This window comes from Acidovorax sp. GW823-FHT02H02 (assembly GCF_058797075.1).
Genome location: NZ_JBXAJH010000021.1, coordinates 24,695 through 49,228, shown reverse-complemented (window position 1 = coordinate 49,228; position 24,534 = coordinate 24,695). Strand labels below are relative to the sequence as shown.

Annotated in this window: 19 protein-coding genes and 2 pseudogenes; 11 read left to right on the top strand and 10 right to left on the bottom strand. The window is 66.4% G+C overall.

What is annotated here, in order from left to right; all coding sequences use genetic code 11:
- Positions 1-205: 205 nt before the first annotated feature.
- The 3 genes and pseudogenes from AC1RDS_RS18885 to AC1RDS_RS18875 form a co-directional block, all read left to right on the top strand.
- Positions 206-289: pseudogene (locus AC1RDS_RS18885) on the top strand (hypothetical protein); the annotation flags it as partial.
- 51 nt (positions 290-340) lie between these two features.
- A pseudogene (locus AC1RDS_RS18880) lies at positions 341-550 on the top strand (diflavin oxidoreductase); the annotation flags it as partial.
- A gap of 137 nt (positions 551-687) precedes the next feature.
- On the top strand, positions 688-1,221 hold the full coding sequence (locus AC1RDS_RS18875; protein ID WP_175518477.1) for an adenine nucleotide alpha hydrolase family protein: 534 nt from the start codon (positions 688-690) through the stop codon (positions 1,219-1,221).
- Positions 1,222-1,315: 94 nt separating this feature from the next.
- On the opposite strand, the gene AC1RDS_RS18870 is transcribed toward AC1RDS_RS18875, so the two are convergent.
- The 7 genes from AC1RDS_RS18870 to AC1RDS_RS18840 all read right to left on the bottom strand — a co-directional run bounded on the left by AC1RDS_RS18870 (position 1,316) and on the right by AC1RDS_RS18840 (position 10,766).
- Positions 1,316-1,876: a hypothetical protein gene (locus AC1RDS_RS18870; RefSeq protein WP_139222812.1), complete on the bottom strand. Its 561-nt coding sequence runs from the start codon at positions 1,874-1,876 to the stop codon at positions 1,316-1,318.
- A 165-nt stretch (positions 1,877-2,041) separates the two neighbouring features.
- Positions 2,042-4,891 carry an HsdM family class I SAM-dependent methyltransferase gene (locus AC1RDS_RS18865; RefSeq protein ID WP_047783224.1) on the bottom strand — a complete coding sequence of 950 codons (2,850 nt, stop codon included), beginning with the start codon at positions 4,889-4,891 and terminating at the stop codon, positions 2,042-2,044.
- Positions 4,884-5,414: a hypothetical protein gene (locus AC1RDS_RS18860; protein ID WP_103738758.1), complete on the bottom strand. Its 531-nt coding sequence runs from the start codon at positions 5,412-5,414 to the stop codon at positions 4,884-4,886. The genes AC1RDS_RS18865 and AC1RDS_RS18860 overlap by 8 nt, the downstream gene beginning before the upstream one ends.
- 127 nt (positions 5,415-5,541) lie before the next feature.
- Complete coding sequence (locus AC1RDS_RS18855; RefSeq protein WP_047783154.1) at positions 5,542-6,000, bottom strand: hypothetical protein; 459 nt, start codon at positions 5,998-6,000, stop codon at positions 5,542-5,544.
- Complete coding sequence (locus AC1RDS_RS18850) at positions 5,997-8,072, bottom strand: hypothetical protein (RefSeq protein ID WP_047783153.1); 2,076 nt, start codon at positions 8,070-8,072, stop codon at positions 5,997-5,999. The genes AC1RDS_RS18855 and AC1RDS_RS18850 overlap by 4 nt, the downstream gene beginning before the upstream one ends.
- Positions 8,069-9,595, bottom strand: a complete 1,527-nt coding sequence (locus AC1RDS_RS18845; RefSeq protein WP_139222813.1) for a site-specific integrase — start codon at positions 9,593-9,595, stop codon at positions 8,069-8,071. The genes AC1RDS_RS18850 and AC1RDS_RS18845 overlap by 4 nt, the downstream gene beginning before the upstream one ends.
- Positions 9,588-10,766: a tyrosine-type recombinase/integrase gene (locus tag AC1RDS_RS18840; RefSeq protein WP_059400425.1), complete on the bottom strand. Its 1,179-nt coding sequence runs from the start codon at positions 10,764-10,766 to the stop codon at positions 9,588-9,590. The genes AC1RDS_RS18845 and AC1RDS_RS18840 overlap by 8 nt, the downstream gene beginning before the upstream one ends.
- Before the next feature lie 249 nt (positions 10,767-11,015).
- Here AC1RDS_RS18840 and AC1RDS_RS18835 point away from each other — a divergent pair, with 249 nt between their 5' ends.
- Positions 11,016-11,729, top strand: coding sequence for a phosphoadenosine phosphosulfate reductase family protein (locus AC1RDS_RS18835; RefSeq protein WP_242455315.1), 714 nt, complete (start codon positions 11,016-11,018; stop codon positions 11,727-11,729).
- Here the strand turns inward: AC1RDS_RS18835 and AC1RDS_RS18830 are convergent.
- Together AC1RDS_RS18830 and AC1RDS_RS18825 are read right to left on the bottom strand one after the other, a co-directional pair.
- Entirely contained in the window at positions 11,714-12,037 is a 324-nt protein-coding gene (locus AC1RDS_RS18830; protein ID WP_059400453.1) for a hypothetical protein, read from the bottom strand. The genes AC1RDS_RS18835 and AC1RDS_RS18830 overlap by 16 nt on opposite strands.
- Before the next feature lie 424 nt (positions 12,038-12,461).
- Positions 12,462-12,899 carry an HU family DNA-binding protein gene (locus AC1RDS_RS18825; RefSeq protein WP_059400426.1) on the bottom strand — a complete coding sequence of 146 codons (438 nt, stop codon included), beginning with the start codon at positions 12,897-12,899 and terminating at the stop codon, positions 12,462-12,464.
- A gap of 240 nt (positions 12,900-13,139) precedes the next feature.
- Between AC1RDS_RS18825 and AC1RDS_RS18820 the strand changes: the two genes are divergently transcribed.
- The gene (locus tag AC1RDS_RS18820) at positions 13,140-15,296 is read left to right on the top strand and encodes a ParB/RepB/Spo0J family partition protein (RefSeq protein WP_059400427.1); all 2,157 of its coding nucleotides are present in this window, start codon (positions 13,140-13,142) and stop codon (positions 15,294-15,296) included.
- 99 nt (positions 15,297-15,395) lie between these two features.
- Entirely contained in the window at positions 15,396-15,605 is a 210-nt protein-coding gene (locus AC1RDS_RS18815) for a hypothetical protein (RefSeq protein WP_059400428.1), read from the top strand.
- Between the two features lie 149 nt (positions 15,606-15,754).
- On the opposite strand, the gene AC1RDS_RS18810 is transcribed toward AC1RDS_RS18815, so the two are convergent.
- A complete protein-coding gene (locus AC1RDS_RS18810; RefSeq protein ID WP_059400429.1) occupies positions 15,755-16,975 on the bottom strand; it encodes an integrase domain-containing protein in 1,221 nt (406 codons plus the stop codon).
- A 1,538-nt stretch (positions 16,976-18,513) separates the two neighbouring features.
- Here AC1RDS_RS18810 and AC1RDS_RS18805 point away from each other — a divergent pair.
- The 5 genes from AC1RDS_RS18805 (at position 18,514) to AC1RDS_RS18785 (ending at position 24,525) form a co-directional block, all read left to right on the top strand.
- Positions 18,514-20,928 (top strand): copper-transporting P-type ATPase, encoded by a 2,415-nt coding sequence (locus tag AC1RDS_RS18805; RefSeq protein WP_092939584.1) that lies wholly within the window; start codon positions 18,514-18,516, stop codon positions 20,926-20,928.
- Positions 20,929-21,655: 727 nt separating this feature from the next.
- On the top strand, positions 21,656-22,681 hold the full coding sequence (locus tag AC1RDS_RS18800; RefSeq protein ID WP_059400431.1) for a PRTRC system protein D: 1,026 nt from the start codon (positions 21,656-21,658) through the stop codon (positions 22,679-22,681).
- Entirely contained in the window at positions 22,668-22,982 is a 315-nt protein-coding gene (locus tag AC1RDS_RS18795) for a hypothetical protein (RefSeq protein WP_059400432.1), read from the top strand. Before AC1RDS_RS18800 ends, AC1RDS_RS18795 begins: the two co-directional genes overlap by 14 nt.
- A gap of 230 nt (positions 22,983-23,212) precedes the next feature.
- Positions 23,213-24,232: a PRTRC system protein D gene (locus tag AC1RDS_RS18790; protein ID WP_059400433.1), complete on the top strand. Its 1,020-nt coding sequence runs from the start codon at positions 23,213-23,215 to the stop codon at positions 24,230-24,232.
- Positions 24,229-24,525 (top strand): hypothetical protein, encoded by a 297-nt coding sequence (locus tag AC1RDS_RS18785; protein ID WP_059400434.1) that lies wholly within the window; start codon positions 24,229-24,231, stop codon positions 24,523-24,525. The genes AC1RDS_RS18790 and AC1RDS_RS18785 overlap by 4 nt, the downstream gene beginning before the upstream one ends.
- Positions 24,526-24,534: the final 9 nt, after the last annotated feature.

Genomic DNA, 24,534 nt, shown 5'->3' with positions numbered 1-24,534 from the left:
GATCCATGATCTAGGCAGATCCATGGACCTCGCCCGATGTTGGGCGTGATTCAGGCAGGACAACGGCGTCCGCACGTTCCTTCATCGCTTCAGCGCGGTGGTCAGGAAGGTGCGGACGCGTTTTTTTTGCGCATTCGACAGGCTGCTGTTGCCGACCGCCGCAGGACCCCCTGCGCCGCGCGCAGCGGCTCTCCGGGAGGACGGGATGAACTCGGCGACCACGACCTCGGTGAAGACCGTGTGCCCCTATTGCGGGGTGGGCTGCGGCATGGCCCTGGACGTGCAGGGTGGCAAGGTGGTCAAAGTCTCCGGCATCAAGACCCACCCCACGAACTTCGGACGGTTGCGGGAGCAGGGCGCGCTGCTGTGGGCCTGGTTGCAGGAGGGCGCGCACTTCTATGTTTGCGGCGATGCCGGCCGCATGGCCAGGGACGTGGATGCAGCGCTCCGGCAGATCGTGCAGGAGCATGGCGCCATGACGGCGGATGCCGCCACGGACTACCTGGCCTGTATGTCGAGAGACCGGCGCTATGCCCGCGACGTCTATTGAGGAGAACGTGCGCTGCTGTTCAGAGCGCGCGGGACGACAGCCTCCCTGCAGCCCCGGCGGCAAGCTGGAGGCGAATGAGGAGGGCGCGCGTGCGGGGCCGCCCTTGAATGCGCGCTGTTCGCAGGGATGCTGGGAGCATGACAACCCGCCCTGGCTCCGTTCCCGCACCGCGCTTCGACATCGCCCGCGATCCCATGATCGACGCGGCACTGGCGGAGCACGCGCCGGCCTATGTGGGGGTGAGCGGTGGCAAGGACAGCCAGGCGCTCGCGTACCGCGTGTGCAGCCATCTCGACGCCATCGGGCATATGGGGCAGCGGGTCCTGATCCACAGCGACCTGGGCCGGATTGAGTGGAAGGATTCGGCGCCGGTGTGCGAGCGCCTCGCGCAAAGGCTGGGCTGGGAACTGGTGACCGTCCGCAGGCCGGCCGGCGACATGGTGGACCGCTGGGGGGTGCGCTGGGAGACCAACGTGCGGCGTTACCGAGCGCTGTCGTGCGTCAAGCTCATCATGCCGTGGAGTTCGGCGTCCTCCAGGTTCTGTACCAGTTATGGGGAACGAGACATTGTAAATAGCGCATGCCCCATGTCGAACTGCCATCCTCGAGCAGCAGCAAACGCAATTGGATTGCGACCTTACGGTCGGAGGCGAAGAGGAAGTGTGAATTGACACGAGAGTGTGTGTTGGAACCTCGTGAATCTGTTGGATTCAGCAGTGGGAGCAGGTGTTCACGGCTTTGCAAACTTTCAGCCCGGTCATCGCACTAGAGCGTCATCTTCACCCACAGGTGGCGCAAGTGGATTGAAGGCAGACTGTTCCGGCTATGCACTGACTCATGTACCGCAATGCCGGCCGTGGGGTCTTGACCATGAGTTACCAGCGCATCGGCGACCGACCAGCCGGGAGTACCACTGGTGTGTAAGTCATGAATCCAGCCACTGATCAAAGCAAGCCAATGATCGAAGCTTTGTTCCTGCACGTACGCGATCAAGGCTGCACGAACATGCGCAGCACCATGCTTGCCCTCCTTGTAGCGTTGGATACCTCCACCCACTCCAACGCGTGTCACGACGTATTCGCGCTCGTCTCGTCCCGAGCCGACGGGAATGGGCAGTCGCTTGCATTCAATTGGCAAAATCGTCTCGAAATCACTGTAGCTCCGACCTTGCACGATCAGCGCATCGCCTGCAGCCGCAGCCACGAGATCGATCTTGCGCGAGACATGTGTCTCATCAGCTTCCTCCACACGAAATTGCAGGCAATCCCAGCCTGGAGTCTTGCGTGCTGCACTGTTGAGGTGGGCGCACAGTTGCGACGTAAGCATCGTCTCGCTGGTGCGTAGAGGTCGATCAGGCCGGTCTCGCCAGCGGGGGAGCTGTCCGAGAATAAAGTCCAGGATGGCGGCACGAGATTGGCCTTCGGCAAGAAACCCCGAGGCCAATTGGCCCAATGCGTGAGAGGTAGATCCGTCCGCCAGCATCGCGCCTCGCTAGTAGCCCTGGGCCCGCAGATCTGCCAAGATGTCATCGGCATCGCGCAGTCCGACGGAGCGCATCCAGTAGCGCAAACGGTCAGGTTTCAGTATGAACAGGAAACGGTGGTCATACAGTCGGCAGATGCGCGTGAGAGCCAGGTGCTGGTGCGATGGTGCGTGCAGCAAAGCCGAGATGCGGTCTCGCAGTTCTTCCGCCCCTGACCAATCGATCTGAGCGTCGCCAAACGCGTAGGCTTGGCACACCGCACCCGACCAACTGAACTGGCCACGCAGCCCGAAGCTGGGTGACCCGTATAGTGCGTTGACCTGATTCGCCAGAACCTCCGCGTACACCTGGAGGTCTTCATCGGCGACCTGGCGCATCGCTATCGACGATTCCCCCAGCCGTATCAGATCCGACTGGTAGTCCACGATGTCGTCGACCACGATGCGCTCGTTGTCGCTCAGATCGAACGATCCGTCAGCAGGGTATGGAATCGAGTAGATATCGTCGGCCTGCAGCGCAGTCGCCTTTTGAGCGAACAGCCCGGGGCTGGTCAGAGCCAAATAGGCCCGCAGAGTGCGCTTTTCGGCGCTCATCCAACGATCAATGGCGTTGAGCTTTGGCAAGTCCTTCTGCGGCGCGCAGAAGCCAACCATCCGCTGGCTATACGTTAGGTAGTGCCCTTGCCATACTGCGTGGGCGAGGTGCATCTGTTCACGCACCAGCAACATTGGCGGGGTGAAGCGTCGCTCGGTATACGCCGAGCGGAAAAACTCGTCTTTCAGGGGCTGAATCTGGGACTCGTCGATGCCGCTTGTCGTCAACGCCTTGGAGGGCAGATAGGGATGTCCTGTTAGATGGGGCGCGCGCTTACGCTGGACTTTTTTGCCAACAATGAAGCCTTCGCCAACGTCCCAATCCCGCTGTTCCGCATATTGGCGCAGCGTGCGCATCTGTGCTAACCGGTTCACAAGCGACAAGGTTCGACCGCCTCCCAGGAGGTTTGCACGCCAGAGGCGGTCGTTCGTCTGTGCAACGCGATATGGCACGACGTGCAGGTCGTAGTAGTCCAGATCCAGTCCCTGCTCGGCGTCAATGCGGCCGGTTCGGCGGAACGTTGCATGGAGCAAAGTGGCGGTGTCGGGACGGACTCGCTTTTGCGCCACGACAACAATGACTTTGGTATCGGCATCGCCCTTCTGGAAAAGGCCACGCACCGAAACGAAGTCCAGGATCTCGCGCACCCAGTAGCGCTCCAGGTACTGCTGCCGAAACGCGAGCGCATTCTGGTTGTACAAAAAGTTGTACTGCTGCAGCATGGAGATCGTTGCACCGTCCTCCATGATCTCGCTGGCCTCGTGCAGAAAGAGGTAGCCCGCCTGCTTGTCGGGGAGTTTCTTGTGATGCTCGGTTTGATACCGTGCATAGGCCCGTTGGGTGGCCGGTGTCTGCAGTGTGGACGCGAACGGTGGATTGCCCAGGACGGCCCCAATTCGGGCCGGCAACTGCCCGGCCTCTTTGGCTGCAAAGAAACAGCCATGATGCAATGTCTGTTGACGCAGGTTCGGGAACAGCTTGATGCTGCGCCGGATCTGTGCCGGCTGCAAGGCGTCGCACATGGCCAAGCACAGGCTGAAACCGGCGAGTTCGACGGCGTCCTCCTCAAGATCGACCCCATGGACGAAAGCCAGCAAGCTCTGCAGCACATGCTTGTCCGGGCGCCGCCACTGATGACGCAGGCGCCAGTGCAACACTAGGCGCTTGTAGGCCTCCACCAGGAACACGCCGGAGCCGCAAGACGGATCCAGCACCACTTGGTTGTGCGAAGTGATGTGGTCAAGTGCATCCCAGTTCAGGGCTTCCTCCACCAGGAACCGCACTAGGAATGGAGGGGTGTAGACCGAGCTGTCCTCGTTCTCCACAAACAACTGGTAGATCTGGCTGATCAACTCGACCGGCAAGTCCCGGAACGAATACAGATCCCACAGCGACAGCTGGCCCGTCTGATTCTCACGTGCTTCGATCATTCGAGCGAAGCGCTCCAACTGCTGGGTGCTCAGAAGCTTGTCCACTTCCGACGGTTCCAGTGTGAACACGTTGCCGTTGAACCGGTCTTCCAAGGCTGCAAGCAACTTGACCAGAGCCGGTCCGTTACCCAAAACCTCGAAAAAGCGTTGTGCATCGGGCTGAAAAGCTGCAAAAAAACCTTCGCCGAAAACGCCTCGTTGTTCTAGGTAGGCAATCAGCAACGACAGGATCAACAACCGGCGACGCAAACGCTTCGGAAGAATGTTCTTCTCGTCGAGATAGCTGCTCAGCCGCTTGAACGCATCGAACAGGCTTTTGTGTGCTGCCTTGCTGTTCGACAGAAGCAGGTCACAGGTTGCAGGATCCGTCCACAGTGTTCCGCTACGGATACTGTCCTCATCCCACCAGGGATCGAGCTCTATTGCCGTAGCCAGATCCAGATACTTGATTGGGTTGCACTGGATGCGCCCGTCATCAGTGAGAAAGTCGGGACGATGCGCACAACGGAACAACTGCAGCAATCCTGGCGTACGCCGATACACCAAGGGCACGCCACCCCAACTCCAGAGCATGCGGTGACGCTCGGCAAACTCCCGATCATCAGCCAACGTGTTGACGCCATAGATGAAGGCTTGCGCCGAGGCACGTCTACCGTGCTGTTCAATCTCGAAGAACACGGCGTCAGCCCCGTACTCGGCTGCCTTCTCCATGGTGGCGACTTCTTCGGGTGGACGGCCATCGGGCAGGTAGCCGAGTACCCGCACAAGCCCCTTTACTTGTGCGCCGGTGTCTGGTCGCAGCCAAGCATCCCACCAAGGCGGACGATTACCCATGGTTCGACCGCTCTCGATGTCGAGGCACCATCTCACGCGCGACACGTCCTTGACGTCCGACAGCCTTTGCGGTGGCGGGGTTGTGTTGCGTGCCAGTGGCGGAGAGTCCCACGTCTCGCTGTACCAGCGGCGTCGGTAGTAGATAGGAGTCGATGGCCAGGAAAATAGGTCCCAGCGCGACAACCAAGCCATCGTCGATCAGAGGTGCTGTATCGACGTATTCGCATGTTGCATCGTGGGCCCGCAAGATCAAGCAGGCCTGCTTGCTGACTTTGCGCGGTGCCGTCAAGCTCGCAGCGATCGATTCGCAGAGAGCAGAGACGATGCTTCTCCTAAGACCATACACCGTCTCCAGCCGACAGAGCACCACCACCAACATCACATCATGGTTTGAGTACACGCGAGCCACCCGCGCCTCAGCATGCCTACGCGCGAAACGTGGCAATTCAGCCAGCAGCCCGCGCATCTGGTCGCGCGAGTAGCCCGTGAGTTCGCACAGGTCGCTGATGGTTATGGATCGCATCTGCGTATTTTACACGCAGACATGCGTATGATCAACGCAGCTCTATGCATTTGCAGCGCAGAACGGTCCGGTTCTGCGAGGAGTGATATCTCCGTTCAGAGCACGAGGCGTGCCAATCATTCTTGAGCTACGTCGAGCCAGTGTGATGTGGTTGGTGGGGAGGTGTGCGATTGCCCCTGCGGTTCAGTGGTGGCAGCGGCTGATCCAGGAAGTGCTGGGTCAGCCCGCGCGAGCTGGCGTGGTAGGCCCACCGATGGAACTGCTCGAGCAGCAGCATCTCGCGCCTGCGGAGTTCCGCGTTCTCCTGTTGCAGGCGATGAACCCGATCCATCGCGGCCTGCAAGGCAGCGGATACAGGCCGGCCCGGCTTGACTCTCACCGACGCTGGAGTCGCGTTGCGGCAGACGTCGTACGCGATGCGGATCGGAGCGTGCTTGAACAGGGCCTGCCGTGTGTAGGCGCAGCCAAACCGTTTTTCGGCGGCCTGGATGAGCGCCGGCCACGTCAGCCGGCCCTCCCAGGCGCGGACCATCGTCAGGATGGCCTCTACCCGCTCTGGCGTGAGGTTAGGGGAACGTCGTGTCATGAATGGGATTTCCTGGATGAGGGGGTGGAAGTTGCGCCGGTCGGCGCTGCGAGCCGCAGAGCGTCGACGCCGGCCAGCCGATCACGGGCGGCGCTCTCGGAGAGGGAATCGGCTCCGCCGGTGCTGAGCTGGATCACAGCGCCGTCCTCGATCGCCGGGTCCCGCAAGATGGTCAGCAACTGGTCCAGCCGCTCCACGGTGGCTAGGTGGGTGGCAACCCAGTCCGCCGCGCCGTACACCCCCTCGGCAGCGGCGGCCTGCGCGGTCCTGAGTTGCGCCGACGCCTGCTCCAACGCGGCGGCCACGCGTTCGGTCTTGCCATCGATCCCCTTGATGCAGACGTGCTCCCGGCAGTCCAGGCAGTTGCGGAACATCTCGCACGGAGCCGAGGCGAAGTCATGGATGCAGAAGCCGTACAACGTTGTATGCGCTGTCGGCACGGCCATCGCCGCGTATTCGTCGCGCGACACCGGTAGATGCTTCGGAATCTCCGCCAGCGGGCCGATGACTTTCGCGTGATCGCCCACCACAGAACGGATGTGTGCCACGATCTCCTGGCTGGAGACGTGGTCGTAGGCCGCGTTCTGACGGATGTCCCTGCGGCCGCTCCACTTGGCGATGTCCACCTGGGACAGATTCGCGCCCTGGGCCAGGGTATTGAGCCAGTGCCGGAACTGGTGGCTCTTGATGGACAGCGTGCGATTCGGGTCGAGCCCGACGCGCTGGAACACGGTGACACTGCCGGCCTTGGCGTTCTGGCCGAGCCCATTGCCCACATGGTGGTACTTCAGCGGCTCCAGCATGCACGAGCTGCCGACACCGGTTCGGAACAACCTCGCGGGGATGACCAGCAGCGCCTCACCGTACTTCAGTCCGGTCCTGGCGTCTGCATAGGGAAAGTGCGGCGGCAACTGGTGGACGACGTGGCGCTCGAAGTCAGCGAATCGAACCACCATCGCTGGGATGTGGCCCGCCACGCGCACCACCATCGTGACGGGAAGCCCCGCGCTCTGCACCCAGGTGCGCGCGTGGTTCCGCTTGCTCACACCCCCGAGTCCCAGGAGATCGGCGATGTCCTCGAAGTCGATGAACTCCTGCGTGCGCAGGTGCTCCCATTCCGGCGGCAGGTAGATCCGCGTCGGGTTCGCCTCGTACCATCGGGCGAGGTGGCGGGCGTGTTCCGTGAGGCCGCGAATCCTGCGCAACGCCTCGCGCACCACGTCCGCCATCCCGGGCAGGATCAGCTTGACGTGGCCGTCGTAGCCTTTGGAGCCCGCCCAGCGCAGGCCAAGATGTCGTACCTCGCCATCGCCCGGAACGTCCACCTCGCAGTCCGCAGGCAAGGCCAGCACCTCGTTGAAGCGCTCCGGCGCGGCGCACAGGATGGCCGCCACGGACGTGATGAGCACGTCCCTCGGGTCGGATGCCAGATGGAATGCGCGCGCCAGGGCGTCCAGGGCTGCGGGGGCAGGCATCAGCCTGCGCTTGCGGGCCTCGAAGGCTTCGCCGATGCGACCGTAGGTACTGCCCCGGCGCATCGCGTAGCGCCAGGTGCCGGTCGTGTGGGCGCACAGCATCCGGTCTTCCAGAAACCGGGCGATCTGCCCGAGGCGGAAGCCGATCCCGTCGAGGGATGCATCGCCGCGGCCGTCGTCCATGGCAGTCACGGCGGCGTCGAAGGTGGTCCGGTCGATCTCTGCTGCGGAGGCGAGCCGCTGCTTCCTCATGGCAATGCCGAGTACGTGGAACGCCTGCACCGCCCGCAGCGCCGCGCTTGCCGAGCGCTGGGCCAGCTCGCTTCGCACGTAGGCCTTGGCCAGCGCGCGAACCTTGGGCGACAGTGTTTGCCCGCCGGCGCCGGGCACCTTGATGAAGAAGAAGCGCACGCGGGCCTGCTTGGCCCGCCGGTCCCCCTGGGCCAGGTAGTGCTCGGTCACGTCCCAGCAATCCGAATCGAACTCCAGGTCCTTCCCGAAGGCCGTGAGTTCGTTCCGAGCGTTGGCGATGAAGGCGTCCAGCTTGGCCTGCGCATCGCGCAATGCCCTGGGTTTCAGTCGGGTCACGGTGGTCATGCGGCCTCCCGTTCATGCTGAGAGTCCCGGCAACGCTGGACCACCTCGGCCACCGCAAGGATCGTCAGGTCGTTCACGGAGGCGACGCGAAGGTCGGTCGATGTCGCCAGCGCCGACCGCTCGCTGAGCAGGCCATCGAGCAGCGCCTCATGAGGGGCGTCGATCCAGGGGTGGAAGTACGAGCAGGTGTAGCAGGCCAGTGGCGCAGCGAGACGGCAGAAGTCGTGCTTGCCGCACCGGCCGATCGCGTCGAACGCTTCGGCCGACACGTGGTGAACGAGCCGTCCCTCGCTACTGTCGTCGCGCACTGCCAGGGTGCCGGCGAAGGCCTGGGCAAGCGGAGCGATCTGCAACGCAAGTGCCTTGTCGATGCGCTCGATCATGGCCGACCGCGTTTCGACATAGACCAGGCTGGAATCGAACCAACTGTGATCCAGCAGGTCCGCGATGACGGGCGCCGAGCATCCTTCGGCCGCCGCCCGGGTGCCGAGCGTGCGTCTCAGGCGGATGGGCGACATCACCAGAGGTTTCCCCGTGCGATGGGAGACCACTTCCAGTTTCTGGAACAGCCGACAGAGCTTGTCGCTGACGCCCCGGCCGGTGAAATGGCCGAGCAGCCCGATCTCGGCCATATGCGGGGTTCTGGTGAACTGCGCCGAGGGGAAGATGGGCGCCTCGCCCACAGGCAGCCCGTGTCGCTGTGCCCAGTCCGCCGCTGCCTTGCATTGCGCCTGCACCAGGGCGCCGAGGCCGCTGGACAGCTCGCGCGGCCTGAACAGCGTTCGGGGACGGATGCCCTTGCCTTGCTTGAGGCGGGTGACCTGCAGGATGAAGATGCTGCTGCCGTCCTGCCGCTGTGTCGCGCTGAAATCCTTGCACTTCATCGCTGCGAGTTGCAACGGCCGGGTGCCCAGGGTCACGGCCAAGGTCAGGAGGGTGTAGTCGGCCAGGCCAAGGTGGCCGGCAGCGAACTCGCGCCGCATGGCCGTGGTGACACCCTCGTACTCGATGTCGGTCAGCGGGCCGGCGTCCACGTCCATCATGCGCACGGCATTGCCGACCTCATGCGTCTGCGTGACCAGCCGGGGCAAGGCACGATGGAGGTCGACGTCCAGCCCCGGGGTTCCCAGTTCCACCCACAGCAGCAGGTGTTCCTTGAGCCGGCGCAGCCGGTAGCGCTGTCGTACTTCGAGGGATTCACCGTACCGAACCACGTCGTTCAAGGCGATGGCGTCGAGGGGGTGTGGCGGCGCTGCGTGGCGAAGCAGCCTCCGGTATGCCGACAGCGCCTGGGCGGCACGCGATGGTGAGATCGAGACCAGCAAGGCGGCGCACACGTCCTTGATGCACTGCCGCAGCCGGGTTGACGCCCCGGGCAGGTTGTCGAAGTTGAAGGAAGCGATTCCTCCGGCCGTCGGAATCTTCCAGATGTCGTCGGCGGGATCGAACAGGTAGCCGTCGAGCGTCCGCGACATCGTGCGGTTGCAGGACCTGGTCGAGGTGCGGATGGGTTGTTCAGGCATCGCGAGACACCTCCTCGCCCAATACCTTGCGCTGGATCTCCACCGAGGCCTGCACTGCCAGGCGGCGGGTGCGGCGGTGCAGGTAGGTTTCTGCGCTGCGCGAGGATTCGGACCATCCCATGGCGTGGTTGCGTGCCCGGCGCTCGTCGCCCGGCGTCATCCCGGCGCGGTCGGCGATCTCAGAGAAATCCTCGTTCCAGGTGTGCCGCAGTACATGGGAGGAGAACGCATCACCAAGCTGGGGATGGTGCCGTCGCAACCCCTGGAAGATCTTTGTCACGGCAGACAGCGACAACGGATCGCCTGTGGCGGTGACGAACAGGAAGTCGTGCCGGAGCGCGCCAGCGATCCTGGCGCGGTGCTGCACGATGTGCTGGTGCGTCAGGTAAGCCAGTTCCTCGCTGATGCCGATGCTGCGCTCGCGCGTCTTGGTGTTCGGCTGGGCCATCCGGGGATCGGTCTTGTCATCGGGCCGACGCACGACGTCGGCCAGGTTGCGGCGAAAGTCGATGCTGCGTATCCGCAGGCCCAGCAGTTCCCCACGCCGCAGGCCGGTGCCAAGACCCCAGAGAGCCAGCAGCCGGTTGCGGTCGCGCAGGAACGCGGTCGACCAAGGGTTCTCCGCCGATGCGGGGTCGATGGCATGGAGCAGAAGTGCTCTGGCCTGCGCGTCCAGGCCGACCCGATGCCTGCTGGAGCGCGCCGAAGGTGCGCGGGCGGTCAGCCGCGCAAGGAACTCGCGCAGCATCACCATGTAGTTCGCCCGCTGTTCGAGGGTGGCGCACGTTTGTGAGGCAGCGGCCTGACCCAGCCACGACAGATAGGCGCGGCAGTATTGCAGCCGGATGGCGGCCGTGCTGACGGCGACCGTGGCTGGCGTTGCTCGCGCCAGAGGGGCCTCTTCTTTGCGATCGGTTCCGCCACTGCGAAGTGGCAGATACGCCAGCGCGGCGAGGTCATCCAACTCGTGCAAGTCGAGGAACCGAGCGTTGGCGAAACGATTCTGCAGGTCAATGCCGCGGAGGTCTTCAAACGCGAGGAGGAACTGGACCCCTCGCAGGGCCTGTTCGATGGTCGCGGGAGAGCCACTGCGCGGGCGAACCTCCGTCATGGCATAGACGCAGGCGGCGAACACCGGCATGCCGGTGTTCGCCGACACCAGCGCGGGCATGCGCTCGCCGGTGCTGAACAGGATGGTGCGGATGCGATGGTGGGATTGGAGTTGTCTTGAAGGGGATGCTCGGAATCTGGGAATCAAGGTGATCGCTTTCGGAGTTAACAGATGGGTCAAAGTACCCCATAACGCCAGGCAACCATGTCCTGCTCTGTGAGTGTCAACAGCCCCGCGCCCCTCTTGGATCAAGGGGGTTCAGGGAGGTTGTTCACACAAAGCAGATTCGGTCGCCCTAATACCTCGGAGATGAAGACGCAGATCATCGCCAGGGCAATCCGCGCACGGCACCCTGTCGGCCCCGTAGTCTCCGCGCTCGGGCTGCGCTGGGAGGAGAGCGCCGCGCGGTCGCGCCAGCCGGTCGCCAAGCGCGATGCGGCGCTGACCCGCGCGCGCGGCCTGGGCCTGACCTGGAACGCCATCATCCATTGGCCGCGCCGCGACGTGCTCGACTACATCAGCCTGCACGGCGGCGTGCTGCACGAGGCCTACCGCATCTACGGCAGCAGCCGCGTGTCCTGCGCCTTCTGCGTGCTGGCCTCGCGCAGCGACCTGGGCGCCGCATCGCGCTGCGGGGACAACGCCGCCGTCTACCGGGAACTGGTGGCGCTGGAGGCGCGCAGCACGTTCTCGTTCCAGCCGGGCGGCTGGCTGGGCGACGTGGCCCCCGACCTGCTCGACGCGCCGCTGTGGGCCGGGGTCGCCGAGGCCAAGGAGCGGGCCGCGGCGCGGCAGGCCGCGGAAGCCGAGATTCCCCCGCACCTGCTCTATGAAGCGGGCTGGCCGGTGTGCATGCCGACGCCCGCCGAGGCCCGCCACCTCGCCTCGGTGCGCCGACGTGTGGCGCGGGCGGTCGGTATCGCGGTGGATTGTCTCGACGGCGCGGCCGTCAGCGCTCGCTATGCCGAACTGATGCGCCAGCGCGCGCAGCGGGGCGCGCGGGCTTCTCAGTTCACGTGCTGATGCACGAGCCGCAGGAACTCGGGACGCAGCATGCGCCCGGGGTCGACCTTGAGCGCGTCGCACAGGCCGCTCGGCCAGATTAGTTCGGCCCGCTCGCCGTCCAGGGCCAGGACCGCACGGTCGAATGCCTTCCTTGACGGCGTTCCCGTGCCGATGGCCTGCAGCTCCGTGACGGTTCTCTCCTCGATCCAGAGCCAGTGGCTGCGCGTGCCGACCGGCAGGTCCGCGCGCGTCAGCTCGATCTCGGCCAGGCTGCCATGGGGGGCATCTAGCAGCAACAGAACGGAGAAGGAGACGGGAGCAGACACGGAAAGCAAGACGGACAAAGCGCGTATTGTCCCCGACCCGGGTTCGTGGCGGCAGCATGTGGACGGGCCGGCAGGTGCGCCGGGCACGCAAGTGCCAGTGGTGTGCGGGGCCGGGCGAGGCTCCCACCCATGGACTACGTCACGGGCCTCGTTGCGGTGCGATCCGCCTGCAGCGGCATCGCCTCCGACGCGGCAGCGCTCGGATGAGACCTCGAATTTCCGCGTGGTTGCGGAAGGACTGCCGGGTGCCCCGGCAATGGATGGAGCGGGAGACAGGCTGCTGGCGATGCGAACAGGCGCCGGCTCCCTGCCCGATGTCGCCGCGAGGGTTCGCGCGATTGCGCAACCGCGGCGACCCGGTTGCGCAGCCGCGCGGACCCGCAACCGGTTCCGGATCCGGACGCGCGCCCGGACCCGGACGGGGTCAGAGGGCGGCGTCCTTGAGCTTCTTGAGCGCGCGGGCCTTGATCTTCACCGATGCCGGCTTGGGCGGGAACCAGCGCTCCTCGCCGGTGAACGGATCCTTGCCGAAGCGCTTCTTCTTGGCCGGCACCTTCACCACGTCCAGCTTGAGCAGGCCGGGCAGCGTGAAGGTGCCCACGCCCTTCTTGTCGACCGAGCCGAGGACGGCCGTTTCGAGCGCGGCCAGGACCGCCTTGACCGACTTGGCGTCCACGTCGGCCTGCGCGGCGATGTGATTGACCAGCGCGGTCTTGTTGAGCGCGTCCTTGATGGGCTTGATGGGCGCGGCGGCCTTCGCCGCAGGCGCATCGGCCCGGGCGGTCTTCTTTGCGGGAGCAAAGGCCCTCGCGGTCTTCTTCGCAGGCGCAGCGGCCTTGGCGGTTGTCTTCGCAGTTGCCATGGAATGTTTCCCTTCTTTTGCGTTTGCGGCTGGGGGCGCATGCCCCCGCGTGCATCGAAGCTGCACAGCGGGAATTCTAGAGGGGGCTCGTCGGGCGCTCCCGTTGCCGCGCCAGCCGGTCCCGCGCGCCGCTGCGGGGGGGCAGCCGCGCGTGCCCTTGATGAAGCGCCGGCGGGTGAGAACCTGGACTCACGGACGAGGCATCCCGCCGCGTCCGGCGTCCATCCATCAGGAGCACCCATGAAGATTTCCAAAGCGGAAGTCGAGGCCATCATCGAGGCCTCGCCGCGCACCTACATCCCCTTCAACCAGCTGGTCCTTTCCGTCGACTACCAGGCACGCACGCCCAGCCCTGCGCCGGGCGGCAAGCCGCAGATGAGCCTCACCGAGCTGGCCGCCTCCATCAAGGAATGCGGCGTGCTGCAGAACCTCATCGCGGTCAAGGGCCCGCGCAACCTGCACGAGGTCTGCGCGGGCGGCCGCCGCCTGCAGGCCATCGGGCTGCTGGTGGCCGCAGGCGACCTGCCGGAGAACTACCCCGTGCCCGTGCTGGTCGTGCCCGCCGACCGGGGGCTGCTGTCCAGCCTCACGGAGAACACGTACCACGTGCCGATGCACCCGGCCGACGAGTTCCTCGCCTTCGCCAAGCTCATCGGCATGGGCAGGTCCGTCGAGGACGTGGCGGCGGCGTTCGGCGTCACGCCGCTGGTGGTCAAGCGCCGCATGAAGCTCGCCTCGGTGTCCCCCAAGCTCATGGCGCAGTACCGCGAGAAGAAGATCGACCTCGAATGCCTCATGGTGCTGGCCTCGGTGGACGACCACGAACGCCAGGAACAGGCCTGGGCCGGGCTCGATGCGTGGAACCGCCACCCCGACCACCTGCGCCGCATCCTCACGCAGGGAGAAATCGAGTCCGACCGCAACCCCGTGGCACGCTACGTCACGGTCAAGGCCTACGAGAAGGCGGGCGGTCCCACGCGGCGCGACCTGTTCAGCGAAGACGAGAAGAAGGTCTACCTGCTCGACCCGGTGCTGCTCGACCAGTTGGCCGTGGCCAAGCTGCAGCGCAAGGCCAAGCAGGTCGGCGCCGAGGGCTGGAAGTGGGTGGACGTCCGCGCCCGCTACGTCAGCGACGAATACGCCAAGCATGGCGAGTTGCGCAAGGCCGCGCGCGAGCCCAGCGCCGAGCAAGCCGCCGAACTGGACAACCTGGAGGCGCAGGTCGCCGAGCGCACCCAGCGCATGGACGACATCTGCGACCAGGAGGAAGACGACAGCGCCGCCGAGGAAGAGTACCGCCGCCTGGAAGCCGAGTGCGACGACCTGAACGCCAAGATGGAGGCGATCACCGAGGCGCTGTCGGTCTGGCCGCCCGAACTCATGTCGCAGGCGGGCTGCGTGGTCTACGTGGGCACCGATGCCGCGCCCGCCGTGCGCTACGGCCTGATCCGCCCGGACGACCGCGCCGACATGGCGCAACTGGCCCAGGCCACGCGCAACGGCAGCGCGCTGGCCGGCGAGGGCGATCCCGCGCTGGTGTCCCTGCCCGCCGCGAAGACCCGGCCCGTCCATTCCGACCGCCTGACGCGCAACCTCACCGCGCACCGTGTCGCGGCGATCCAGGCGGAACTGCTGGGCCGTCCCGACGTGGCGGTCGCGGTGGCCACTGCGCAGATGGCGACCAAGCTGCTGATCGACGGCTACCAGCACCTGTACAGCAGCGGCGATCCCCTCACGCTGGGCGTCTCCGACACCCACGCGATCCTGCACCAGGACGCCGACGACATCAAGGCATGCGCGGCGTGGCAGGCGCTGGAGGCCGAGCGCAAGCACTGGCAGGCGCTGCTGCCGCAGAAGGTGGATGCCGTGCTGCCCTGGATGCTCACCCTGGATGCGGCGGCCATCTCGCGCCTGTTCACCTTCCTGGTCGCGCTCACCGTCAGCGGCGTCTATCCCTCCGAGCCGAAAAAGCAGCGCACCGATGGCCTTGCCCTGGCGCTGGGCCTGGACATGAGCAAGTGGTGGAAGGCCACGGCGGGGTCCTACTTCAACCACGTGTCCAAGGCCCGCATCGCCGAAGTCGTGACCGAGGCGGTCAGCGCCCAGGCCGCCGCCCCGCTGCAGGCGCTCAAGAAGGACGCAGCGGCCAGCGGTGCCGAGCAGGCGGTCGCCGCGACCGGATGGCTTCCCGCCATGCTGCGCCTGCCGTCCCCGGACGATGCGGCGCAGCCGGATGCGGCACCCGCCGACGAGGACGAAGGCGAGAGCGACGACGTGCCGGGGCCGCAGGCCGGCGCAGCAGACGACGCCCCGGGCGCGGCCGGGACCGGCGAGGGCGATGCAGACGCCGACGCCGCTGATCCGCAGCCCAAAGAGGCCGTGGCCGAGGGTGCCTGATCCCCGGGCCAGCCCCCCCAGCCCGCGCAGGGCCGAGAGGGCGGCCTACTCAAGCACAACCGCCCCGTCCGGGGCACATCGACGACAGGAGTACAAGGCATGAACATGAAGGACTGGCGGGTTCTCGTGGTCCGCGACGGCGTTGCCGTGGACATCGGTAAGGTCAGCGAGACGGACGAACCCCTTGCCCGCTGCGCTGCCCTCTGGCGGTACGGGGTCAGCGAAGAGGAAATCACCGTGGGCGAGGCGCGGCGGCGCGGCGCCCGGATCTATCCCGACGAGGACTTCGAGGTGTTGCCGATGCCATGAGCCTCGCGAAGCCCATGTAGCTTGCGCCCCCGGTTGGTCCATTGCGGACGCCGGGGGCGTTTTTGTTGCCGGGGCAGTCTGGCCGTTGCTGCGGCGAAGCACAGGCGCTGCAGCAGCATGGACCGCCGAATACCCCTCGGGCTTCCCCTTCATGGCTGCCTGACGGCAGAGGGATTCGCAGCGCCTTCGTCGCCGGCCGTGCCCTGGCCGCGGGACGGGCCGTCCACCGTGGCCCGTGCCGTAGGACGCAGCGCGCGGACCGATCCGATGTACGCCCCGGCCGCGCGATTGCGGGCATGGCCCGCCATCTCGGCGATATCCTGCTGCGCGGCCTCCCGCACATCCTTCGGCGGGAGCGTGCCTCCCCGCACCGGGGGCTGGGTGCCGGTGCCATTCACCCAGACCTCCACGAAGACCTCGTGCCGAAGCCCGTGGCCGGTCGCGCCGCGTTCCTTGAGGGACAGGCCAAAGCGCCGCATCACGTAGCTGAAGTGGTTGAGGTTCTGTTTGAGGTCGCGCGACGGGTTGCTCAAGTGGGCGTCGGCAGCACCGGCCACGGACTTCGCATACGCGAGGGCCTGCCGCTGCTGCGCCGTGGCGATGGCCACGAAACGGGGTCGGCCCCCCTTGCTGCCCTGGCACACCCAGAGGTAGCTCTCGGCCTTCTGGCGCTCCGGCGGCAGCCTGGTGGCCGAGAAGGGCACCACGCAGGCATGGGGCCGCATCATGACGGCTTCCTTGCGGCGCAGCCCGAAGGCACGAATCAGCCGCAGGGCCGCTCCCACGTGGCGGTCGTAGGCGCACACCTGCGCGATCAGGGCTTCGATGTCGATCCCGGCACCGCTCCAAGTCCTGTCGCGCTGCGCGACTTCGTGCCGCTGGTATTCCGTGACGTCCAGGCCATAGGCGTCCGGCTTGCGCACGAGCCCTGGCTTCCCGATCCATTGCGCCAGCCCCCGCAGGAAGCTGAGGTAGGTCTGGATGGTCGCGGCCGCGAGCCTATCCTGGCGCCACAGGCTCACCATCGCCTGGATGTGGCGCCCCCCGATGTTGCGCGGGTCGGGCATCGTGGGGAACCCCGCCTTGGCCTGGAGGTCGCGCAGGAAGCGCCGCAGGAACACCGCCCGGTCGTGGCGCGTCTTGTGCGACACGCTCTTGAGCATGGCCGTGTGCTGTTCGTTGAACAGCTTCAGCAGGATCTCCAGTACTTCCTCGGGCGGCGTCGATCCCGGCGGATGGCGGGCCAGCACGTCGGCGGCGCTCAGGCCCGACCAGTCCCGGTGGCGCCGCCCGGGGTGGCGGCGGGATGTGTTCTTCGGCCGCGCGGGCCGCCTGCGGTTCCGGGTGGGCGAAGGGGCATGGGCATTCATCGGTCTCTCTCCTGTCGTGCGGCCCGCGTCCCGAGCGCGTGCCATCGGGTGTGAAAGGAAATCCGGGGGGTGTTGCGTGCCGTCGCTGGGGAATTCCGGTGCCAGCGGCGGACGGTGGCCGATGCGTCGAGCGCCGTGCGCGGCCACGCCGCACGGCACCTACCCAGGGTTTCGCTGCACGGCTGCCAGGGGCAGCGCGGCGGCGCGGTCGTTCTTAAAAATGAACACGGGTTGATCCGGTCCTGCGCGCGCGTTTCCGCGGCAAACACAGGGTGGGGTGCGCCAATGACCTTGGAGGTTCACGGCCTTGGAGGTCCGTGAGCGCCGCGCACCGGTCTGGCCGGTGCACGTCTGCGGGATCAGTGCTGGATTCGTAGCGCCACCCATCTGCTGGGTCGCTCTCCTGACCGTGGCCGGAGAGCGTCAGATGTCCGAGCGGGGACACACGTGGAGCCCATCAGGGCAAGCACGACCGTGTGCCGCGCGATGCGCGTGCTCGGAAGGTGGCGGGAACAGTGCCTGGGCATCGGGTGCCCGGCGAACGGTTTGACCTGCACCGCGACGCGTCCTTGGAGGACGCCCAGCCGCAAGGGCTGGCAGGTCGCGGGCTTTCACTACGAATGGATTCCTCGGAGTGCTGCTCTGTGGCAGGACTCGGTCCGGGCTCGGGGCCGGGACATGAGGGGCGGGTAACGACCGCTACGCCTTTTTGCGCTCCACCGATGGGAGCGAGGGCAAGGAGCCTTCGGGAGCCCTCAGTGGACACCGGCGCTGCGGCGTCGTCAAGGCCATGCGCGGGGCTTCGGGGTGGCGATCACAGCTTCCTGCGAGGCCGCTCTATGTCTGGATTCCCCCTGGGGGGCGCTCGCGCGAGAGGGGGTTGACAAAGAGGGGGTATGACTCTGGTTGTGAATCCGACCTGGAAGGCGGCGCCGGCGATACGGCGTGAGACGCGATGAGGCGAAGGCCGCAGTTGAAGGATGCTCGAACAACGGCGCGGAGCGAGCGCTTCGAAGTGCGGGCGCCTGAACTGTCCTTGAAGCAGCGGCGAAGGGCGGTCTGACCGCATGGCGAGCGGAAGTTTTGTCCAGACGGCTCTCGGCACGCCCCTTTGCAGCTCCTCGCCCAGCCACAGCCCCACCCTGGACGGCTACGGAAGACGCTTGACCCTCTCACAGTGTCAAGGTCGATAGTCTCCCCATCAACCTCGACGTGAACTCCTGATGGGTCGTCTCAAAGTCCTCGACATGAGCCACAGGCACTGCGGCAGTACGATCGCAAGGTCCTTAGCCGGCAGGGAAAGACCTGCCGCGATCGAAGGCCGACATCCCTGGGAAACAGGTGTCGATCCCGGTAGCCGTGGCTGGGATGGTGGCGATCGCACAGAGGGTCTGCATCCAGGGTTGTCCGCAGGTGCGGTCCGCGGTCGGAACGGCAGGGCCAAGAGCGCCGCTGCCGCTGCGGCTTATCTCCGAGAGTTTTGTGCCGGGCGCATGGGTGAATTTTGGCCTGCACCTGGTGGGAGCGACATACAAGCCATGGACAAGAACGCGACCTCCTCCTCCGCCAAACATGTTCACAGCCATCACGAGCACGAGGGGCCATCTCGCGCCGCCGAGCCAATGGCTCCGGCGCCGCGCGCGGGCTACGCCTGCCCGATGCATCCGGAGGTGAGACAGGCGGAGCCCGGGAAGTGTCCGAAGTGCGGAATGTTCCTGGAGCCGGTCGGCCTCCCGCCCGGCCACGGCGGACCCGGACCTGCGCAGCACGGGCATGACCATCATCGGCATCACGCGGCGGCACCGCTGGCTGCACCTGCAGCGGCGGGCAAAGGTGACAAGGATGCGGAATACACGTGCCCGATGCACCCGCAGATCCGCCAGAGGGGACCAGGGAACTGCCCGATCTGCGGAATGGCGCTGGAGCCGGTGATCGCGACGGGCACCACGGGCGAAAGCGCCGAACTGCGCGACATGACGCGCCGGTTCTGGATCGGGCTGGCGCTGGCGCTGCCCGTGTTCGTCCTGGAAATGGGCGGTCACCTCGTGGGCTGGCATCTCCTTCCGGCGCAAACCTCGAACTGGTTGCAGTTGCTCCTTGCCACGCCGGTGGTCCTCTGGGCAGGCTGGCCGTTTTTTGCGCGCGGCTGGGCGTCGATCCGGAACCGCAGCCTCAACATGTTCACGCTCGTCGCGCTGGGAACGGGTGCCGCCTGGCTCTACAGCATCGTCGGCACGCTTGCGCCCGACCTGTTTCCCGCCGAACTGCGGGGCCATGAAGGCGCGGTGCCAATCTACTTCGAGGCAGCGGCTGTCATCACGGTGCTGGTGCTGCTCGGTCAGGTCCTGGAACTGCGCGCGCGCGAGAAGACGTCGGGCGCCATCAAGGCCTTGCTCGACCTGGCGCCGAAGACGGCCCTGCGCGTGCGGGCGGATGGCAGCGACGAGACGGTCCAGATCGACACCATCCAGGTCGGCGAGCGCCTGCGGGTGCGGCCGGGCGAGAAGGTGCCCGTGGACGGGGAACTGATCGAGGGCAAGGGAACGGTCGATGAGTCCATGGTCACGGGTGAACCCATGCCGGTGCCCAAGGCTGCCGGTTCCAAGGTCACCGCCGGCACCCTTAACCAGACGGGCGGCTTCGTGATGCGGGCGGACAAGGTCGGTGCCGACACACTGCTCTCCCAGATCGTCCACATGGTGGCGGCCGCACAGCGCAGCCGCGCGCCGATCCAGCGCATGGCCGACGAAGTGGCGGCCTGGTTCGTGCCGATCGTCATCGCCGTGGCCTTGCTGACCTTCGTCGTCTGGCTGGTGTGGGGGCCCGACCCCTCGCTCTCCTACGCGCTCATCACTTCGGTTGCCGTACTCATCATCGCCTGCCCCTGCGCCCTGGGGCTGGCCACGCCCATGTCCATCATGGTGGGCGTCGGCCGAGGGGCCCAACAGGGCGTGCTGATCCGTGATGCCCAGGTCCTCGAACGAATGGAGAAGGTCGACACCCTGGTCGTGGACAAGACCGGGACCTTGACCGAGGGGCGGCCGAAGGTCGTGCACATCGAGGCGGCCGAAGGCTTTGGACGCGACGACCTGCTCCAGAAGCTGGCCAGCGTGGAGCGGGCGAGCGAGCATCCGCTGGCGATGGCAGTCGTCCAGGCTGCCCAGGCACGAAAGCTCCCGTTTTCCGAAGTGAGCAACTTCGACTCGCCCGTGGGCAAGGGCGTCGTCGGACGGGTCGACGGTGTGGACCTGATCAGCGGGGCAGCCAAGTTCCTGAAGGAGCGCGGCATCGACGTTTCGCCCTTGGAGGCGGCGGCGGAGAAGCAGCGTGCCAGGTCGGCGACGGTCATCTTTGTTGCGCTGGGCGGCAGCCTGGCGGGCTTCGTGGCGATCGCGGACCCCATCAAGGAGACCACGCCGGAGGCCCTGCGAGGACTGCGCGAAGCCGGCGTGCGCATCGTCATGCTCACGGGCGACGGCAGGACCACGGCGGACGCCGTTGCCAGAGAGCTTGACATTGACGAAGTGGTCGCGGAGGTGTTCCCCGAGGACAAGGCAAAGATCGTACAGCGCCTTCGGGGCGAGGGCCGCGTGGTGGCCATGGCCGGTGACGGTGTCAACGACGCGCCGGCGCTTGCCGCGGCCGAGGTCGGCATCGCGATGGGCACCGGGACGGATGTGGCGATGGAAAGCGCCGGGGTAACCCTCCTCAAGGGCGACCTGACGGGAATCGTCCGTGCGCGGAAGCTGTCGCACGCCACCATGCGGAACATCCGGCAGAACCTTTTCTTCACCTTCGTCTACAACGTGGCGGGCATTCCGCTCGCCGCGGGCGCGCTCTATCCCTTCCTTGGGATGCTCCTCTCGCCCGTGGTGGCCGCCGCCGCCATGGCGCTGTCGTCCGTCAGTGTCATTGTCAATGCGCTACGGCTGCGGACTGCAAAGGTGGATTGAGATCAGCCAGCGACGAATGCAAGCTGCAGGCATTGAGCCCGGCACCCGTAGCCGCAACTTCAGCCGAAGCGGCGCCAGGCGCTGGAACCGATCGCGCAGGACCACACCCGCCACGCCAGCCGCGAGAGCATCGAGCTCAAGCGGAAGGGCCCAGCCCGGGGTGGCGTACCGCCTGCAGGGTTCCATCCGATCGGTGGGATGGCTGATGTCGGATTGCCGGGGTAGTTCAGGCCACGCACCGGCGCGCGCCACTTCGAAGGCAGGCTGGCGACGATGCCCAGAGCCCACGCTCTTCGGCCGTTGACAGGAACTCGCTTGGGTAGGCCGGTCGCATCGGCTGCGCTGGCGCAGCGGCGACGTCCTTCCGGCTCGCGCGGGAATTCGACGCGGTGCAGACCCATCATGCACCGGTCGACGAGAGCGGCCTGACGGCACCTGCCCTGAAGCACCTGGTGCCACTGCGCCGGGCCAGCGGGCGAAGCCGCGGGCGGTCGGCGGCGGAGCCCGCTACCGGGGCAGACGCCTTTCGGCCAGACCTCGGCTTGCGCCGCCGCAGGCTTGCGCACAGGCGCCGCCGTGGCGCGCACCGGCACCAAGGCATGCCTCGCGGGCCGTCCGGTGGAGCTGTCGGCGAAATCCGCTCACAAACGCTCGACTTTCTCGTTGCGCATCCGGAGCGCGGTAGACGACCCTTTCGGATGTTTGTGTCCACGGCAAGGAGCCTGCAATGAGCAAGATCGTCAGGGCCATCGACGTCGGCTTCGGCAACACGAAGTTCGTCGTCGGGCACACGGAGCAGGAGATCAAGTGCGCGTCCTTCCCGTCGCTGGCCTATACCAGCGCCAAGGACCCGGCGACGAGGCCGGCAGCCGAGCGCCGCAGGACGGTGGCCATCCCGATCGACGGAACCTTCTACGAGGTCGGGCCGGAAGTCCACCTGGCGGCGGACACCTTCCGGGCGACGCAGTTGCACGACCAGTACGTCGAGACGCCCGAGTACATGGCGCTGGCGCGCGGTGCGATGGCCTACATGAAGCTCAGCGCGATCGACCTGCTCGTGGTGGGGCTGCCGGTGTCGTCCTTCCAGGCACGCAAGGCCTATCTGGAGAAGGCGATGGTGGGCGTGCACGATCTCGGCGGCGGCAAGACGGTGGAGGTGAGGAAGGCCGTCGCCGTGGCCCAGCCGCAGGGCGCACTCGTCTACTACACGGCAGCGTACCACAAGCAAAAGAGCATCGAGCACGAGCAGAGCCTCATCATCGATCCGGGCTCGCGCACCTTCGACTGGCTGCTGTCGCGGGGCATGCGGCTGGTCCTGAAGGTCAGCAACTCCGTCAACCGCGGCATGTCCGATGTCCTCAAGACGATCGCCCAGGAGATCAGCAGCGACATCGGCCGGCCCTACAGCGACCTGCCTGCCATCGATGCGGCCTTGCGCACCGGCAAGCCGCTGATGATCTACCAGAAGCCCTACGACCTCGCTCCGATCCTGCCGACCGCGCGCGCGGTCGCGCGCCGCGCCGTCTCGTCGATGATGGAGTGGATCACGGAGGACTACAGCATCCAGAACGTGATCCTCGTCGGTGGCGGCGCGTTCATGTTCAAGGACGCGGTCAAGGCGGCGTTTCCGAACCACAAGATCTACGTGGTGAAGGAGCCGATGTTCGCCAACGTGAAGGGCTTCCAGATCGCGGGGGACAACCTCCTCAAGGCCCAGGGCACTGCCGGCGAGGACCGAGATGGACAGCGATGAGACACGCCGGTCGCAGGCCTTGCGCATCCGCGTCACCCTGGAGCTGAGCCGCAGCGACGATCCTCTCCTGTTCGACGCACTCGTGCAGTTGAAGAAGGGGCGCAGGCGCGTCGCGCGGCTGCGCACCCTGGCCCATGACGGTCTGCTGGCGAGCCAGCTGAAGCTGTCGGGTCCCGCCGCGCCAGCGCCGGCGCAAGCCGGTCCCGCCCTCGGCAGCGAGGACGGGGGCGAGCATGCAGACCTCGCGGCCTTGGACCCCAGCGTGACCTCCGGGCTCTTTGAAGCGCCCCTGAGGGAATGAGCCTCGGGCCGAGCCCTCCGATCCCAGACGCCCCCTTGACGCGTGGGACTCCCGTGAGACCGTGGTGAGACGGAATGCGCAGCGCCCGGCCTGTATGGGACGGCGCGGGACGAACTGAGACCGTGGTCGGGGTGGAGTCGCGCCCGAACGGAATCATGGGATGCCCAGGCGCGGTCCGCGTGGGCGCCGTCGATGGCCGCCCGTTTCGCAACACAGTTCAGGAGAACCATATGAATCCAGTGGTCAGGGCCGTAGACGTCGGGTTCGGCCATACCAAGTTCGTCACGGGGGTGGCCGGCACCGAGATCCGGTGCACGAGCTTTCCTTCGCTGTGCTATCCGGCGGCGAGGGATTCCTCCAAGGCCGCCGCGATCGAGAGCCGCGCGACGATGTGCATCCCCATTGGCGGCCTGTTCTACGAGGTGGGGCCGGATGTCGTGCTCGCCGGCGATGCCTTCCGGCCTTCCCAGATGCACGACCGCTACACGGAGACGCCGGAGTACCTGGCGCTGCTCAGGGGTGCCCTTCGCATGATGAAGGTGTCGGAGATACACCTGCTCGTCGTCGGTCTGCCCGTGGCACTGCTGGCGGCGCGCAAGGCAAAGCTCGAGCGGGCCATGACGGGGACGCACGATGTCGGCGGAGGCCGTCGGGTGGTCGTGCACAAGACCATGGCGGTCGCGCAGCCGCAGGGTGCCCTGGTCTACTTCGCGTCCGTCGCCGGCAAGATGGACCGGATCGCGGGGGAGAACAGTCTCGTGCTCGACCCCGGATACCGGACCTTCGATTGGGTGGTCGCGCGGGGCGTGCGCTTCGTGCAGAAGCGCAGCCATTCCGTGCCCCGAGGCGTTGCGGACGTGCTTCAGGCACTGGCCTCGGAGATCACCTTGGACATCGGCGTTCAGTACAGAGACCTCGATGCGGTCGATGCGGCGCTGCGAGCGGGCAGGGCGCCCACGATCTACCAGCGGCCGTACGACCTGCAACGGATGCGGCCGATGGTCGAGAAGATCACCGGCCAGGCGATCTCGTCGATGCTGCACTGGATCGGAGATGCGACGGGCTTCCACAACATCGTGATGGCCGGTGGCGGCGTCCATCTGTTCAAGGGCGCCGTCCGGGCGGCGTTTCCGCGCCAGCGGGTGCTGGTGCTCCGGGACGGCATGTTCGCCAACGTGCGCGGGTTTCAGATCGCGGGGATGAACTACCTTGCCGGCCGCAGCGGCGCCGATGCCGGAGGTGTGCGATGAGCGAGGAAAGCCGCAACGATGGCACGATCCGGCTCCTGTTCGAGATGTCGCGGGACGACAACCCGCCGCTCTACGACGACCTGATCCGGTTCGGCAAGGGCGTGAAGCGGGTGAACCGGCTGCGTCTGCTGGCACATGAGGGCTTGCGCGCCGTCACCTTGCCGGCGCCGGCGCCCGCAGGGGAGGCGATCGCGGGCCGTCCCGCCACAGAGGCGCCGCAAGCAGTTGCCCCCGCGGGCTTCGGGTCCGGTGCCGTGACCGACCTGGTGTTCGCCGAGCCGCTGGGCGAATAGGGGGCGGTA

Bases quoted from the DNA above. Each gene is read 5' to 3' on its own strand.
- AC1RDS_RS18850 (WP_047783153.1), bottom strand. From the start codon at position 8,072: ATGACCACCGTGACCCGACTGAAACCCAGGGCATTGCGCGATGCGCAG.
- AC1RDS_RS18800 (WP_059400431.1), top strand. From the start codon at position 21,656: ATGAGCAAGATCGTCAGGGCCATCGACGTCGGCTTCGGCAACACGAAG.
- AC1RDS_RS18795 (WP_059400432.1), top strand. From the start codon at position 22,668: ATGGACAGCGATGAGACACGCCGGTCGCAGGCCTTGCGCATCCGCGTC.
- AC1RDS_RS18865 (WP_047783224.1), bottom strand. From the start codon at position 4,891: ATGGGTAATCGTCCGCCTTGGTGGGATGCTTGGCTGCGACCAGACACC.
- AC1RDS_RS18835 (WP_242455315.1), top strand. From the start codon at position 11,016: ATGAAGACGCAGATCATCGCCAGGGCAATCCGCGCACGGCACCCTGTC.
- AC1RDS_RS18805 (WP_092939584.1), top strand. From the start codon at position 18,514: ATGGACAAGAACGCGACCTCCTCCTCCGCCAAACATGTTCACAGCCAT.
- AC1RDS_RS18860 (WP_103738758.1), bottom strand. From the start codon at position 5,414: ATGCGATCCATAACCATCAGCGACCTGTGCGAACTCACGGGCTACTCG.
- AC1RDS_RS18790 (WP_059400433.1), top strand. From the start codon at position 23,213: ATGAATCCAGTGGTCAGGGCCGTAGACGTCGGGTTCGGCCATACCAAG.
- AC1RDS_RS18875 (WP_175518477.1), top strand. From the start codon at position 688: ATGACAACCCGCCCTGGCTCCGTTCCCGCACCGCGCTTCGACATCGCC.
- AC1RDS_RS18825 (WP_059400426.1), bottom strand. From the start codon at position 12,899: ATGGCAACTGCGAAGACAACCGCCAAGGCCGCTGCGCCTGCGAAGAAG.
- AC1RDS_RS18870 (WP_139222812.1), bottom strand. From the start codon at position 1,876: ATGCTTACGTCGCAACTGTGCGCCCACCTCAACAGTGCAGCACGCAAG.
- AC1RDS_RS18810 (WP_059400429.1), bottom strand. From the start codon at position 16,975: ATGAATGCCCATGCCCCTTCGCCCACCCGGAACCGCAGGCGGCCCGCG.
- AC1RDS_RS18855 (WP_047783154.1), bottom strand. From the start codon at position 6,000: ATGACACGACGTTCCCCTAACCTCACGCCAGAGCGGGTAGAGGCCATC.
- AC1RDS_RS18840 (WP_059400425.1), bottom strand. From the start codon at position 10,766: ATGCCCGCGCTGGTGTCGGCGAACACCGGCATGCCGGTGTTCGCCGCC.
- AC1RDS_RS18785 (WP_059400434.1), top strand. From the start codon at position 24,229: ATGAGCGAGGAAAGCCGCAACGATGGCACGATCCGGCTCCTGTTCGAG.
- AC1RDS_RS18845 (WP_139222813.1), bottom strand. From the start codon at position 9,595: ATGCCTGAACAACCCATCCGCACCTCGACCAGGTCCTGCAACCGCACG.
- AC1RDS_RS18815 (WP_059400428.1), top strand. From the start codon at position 15,396: ATGAACATGAAGGACTGGCGGGTTCTCGTGGTCCGCGACGGCGTTGCC.
- AC1RDS_RS18820 (WP_059400427.1), top strand. From the start codon at position 13,140: ATGAAGATTTCCAAAGCGGAAGTCGAGGCCATCATCGAGGCCTCGCCG.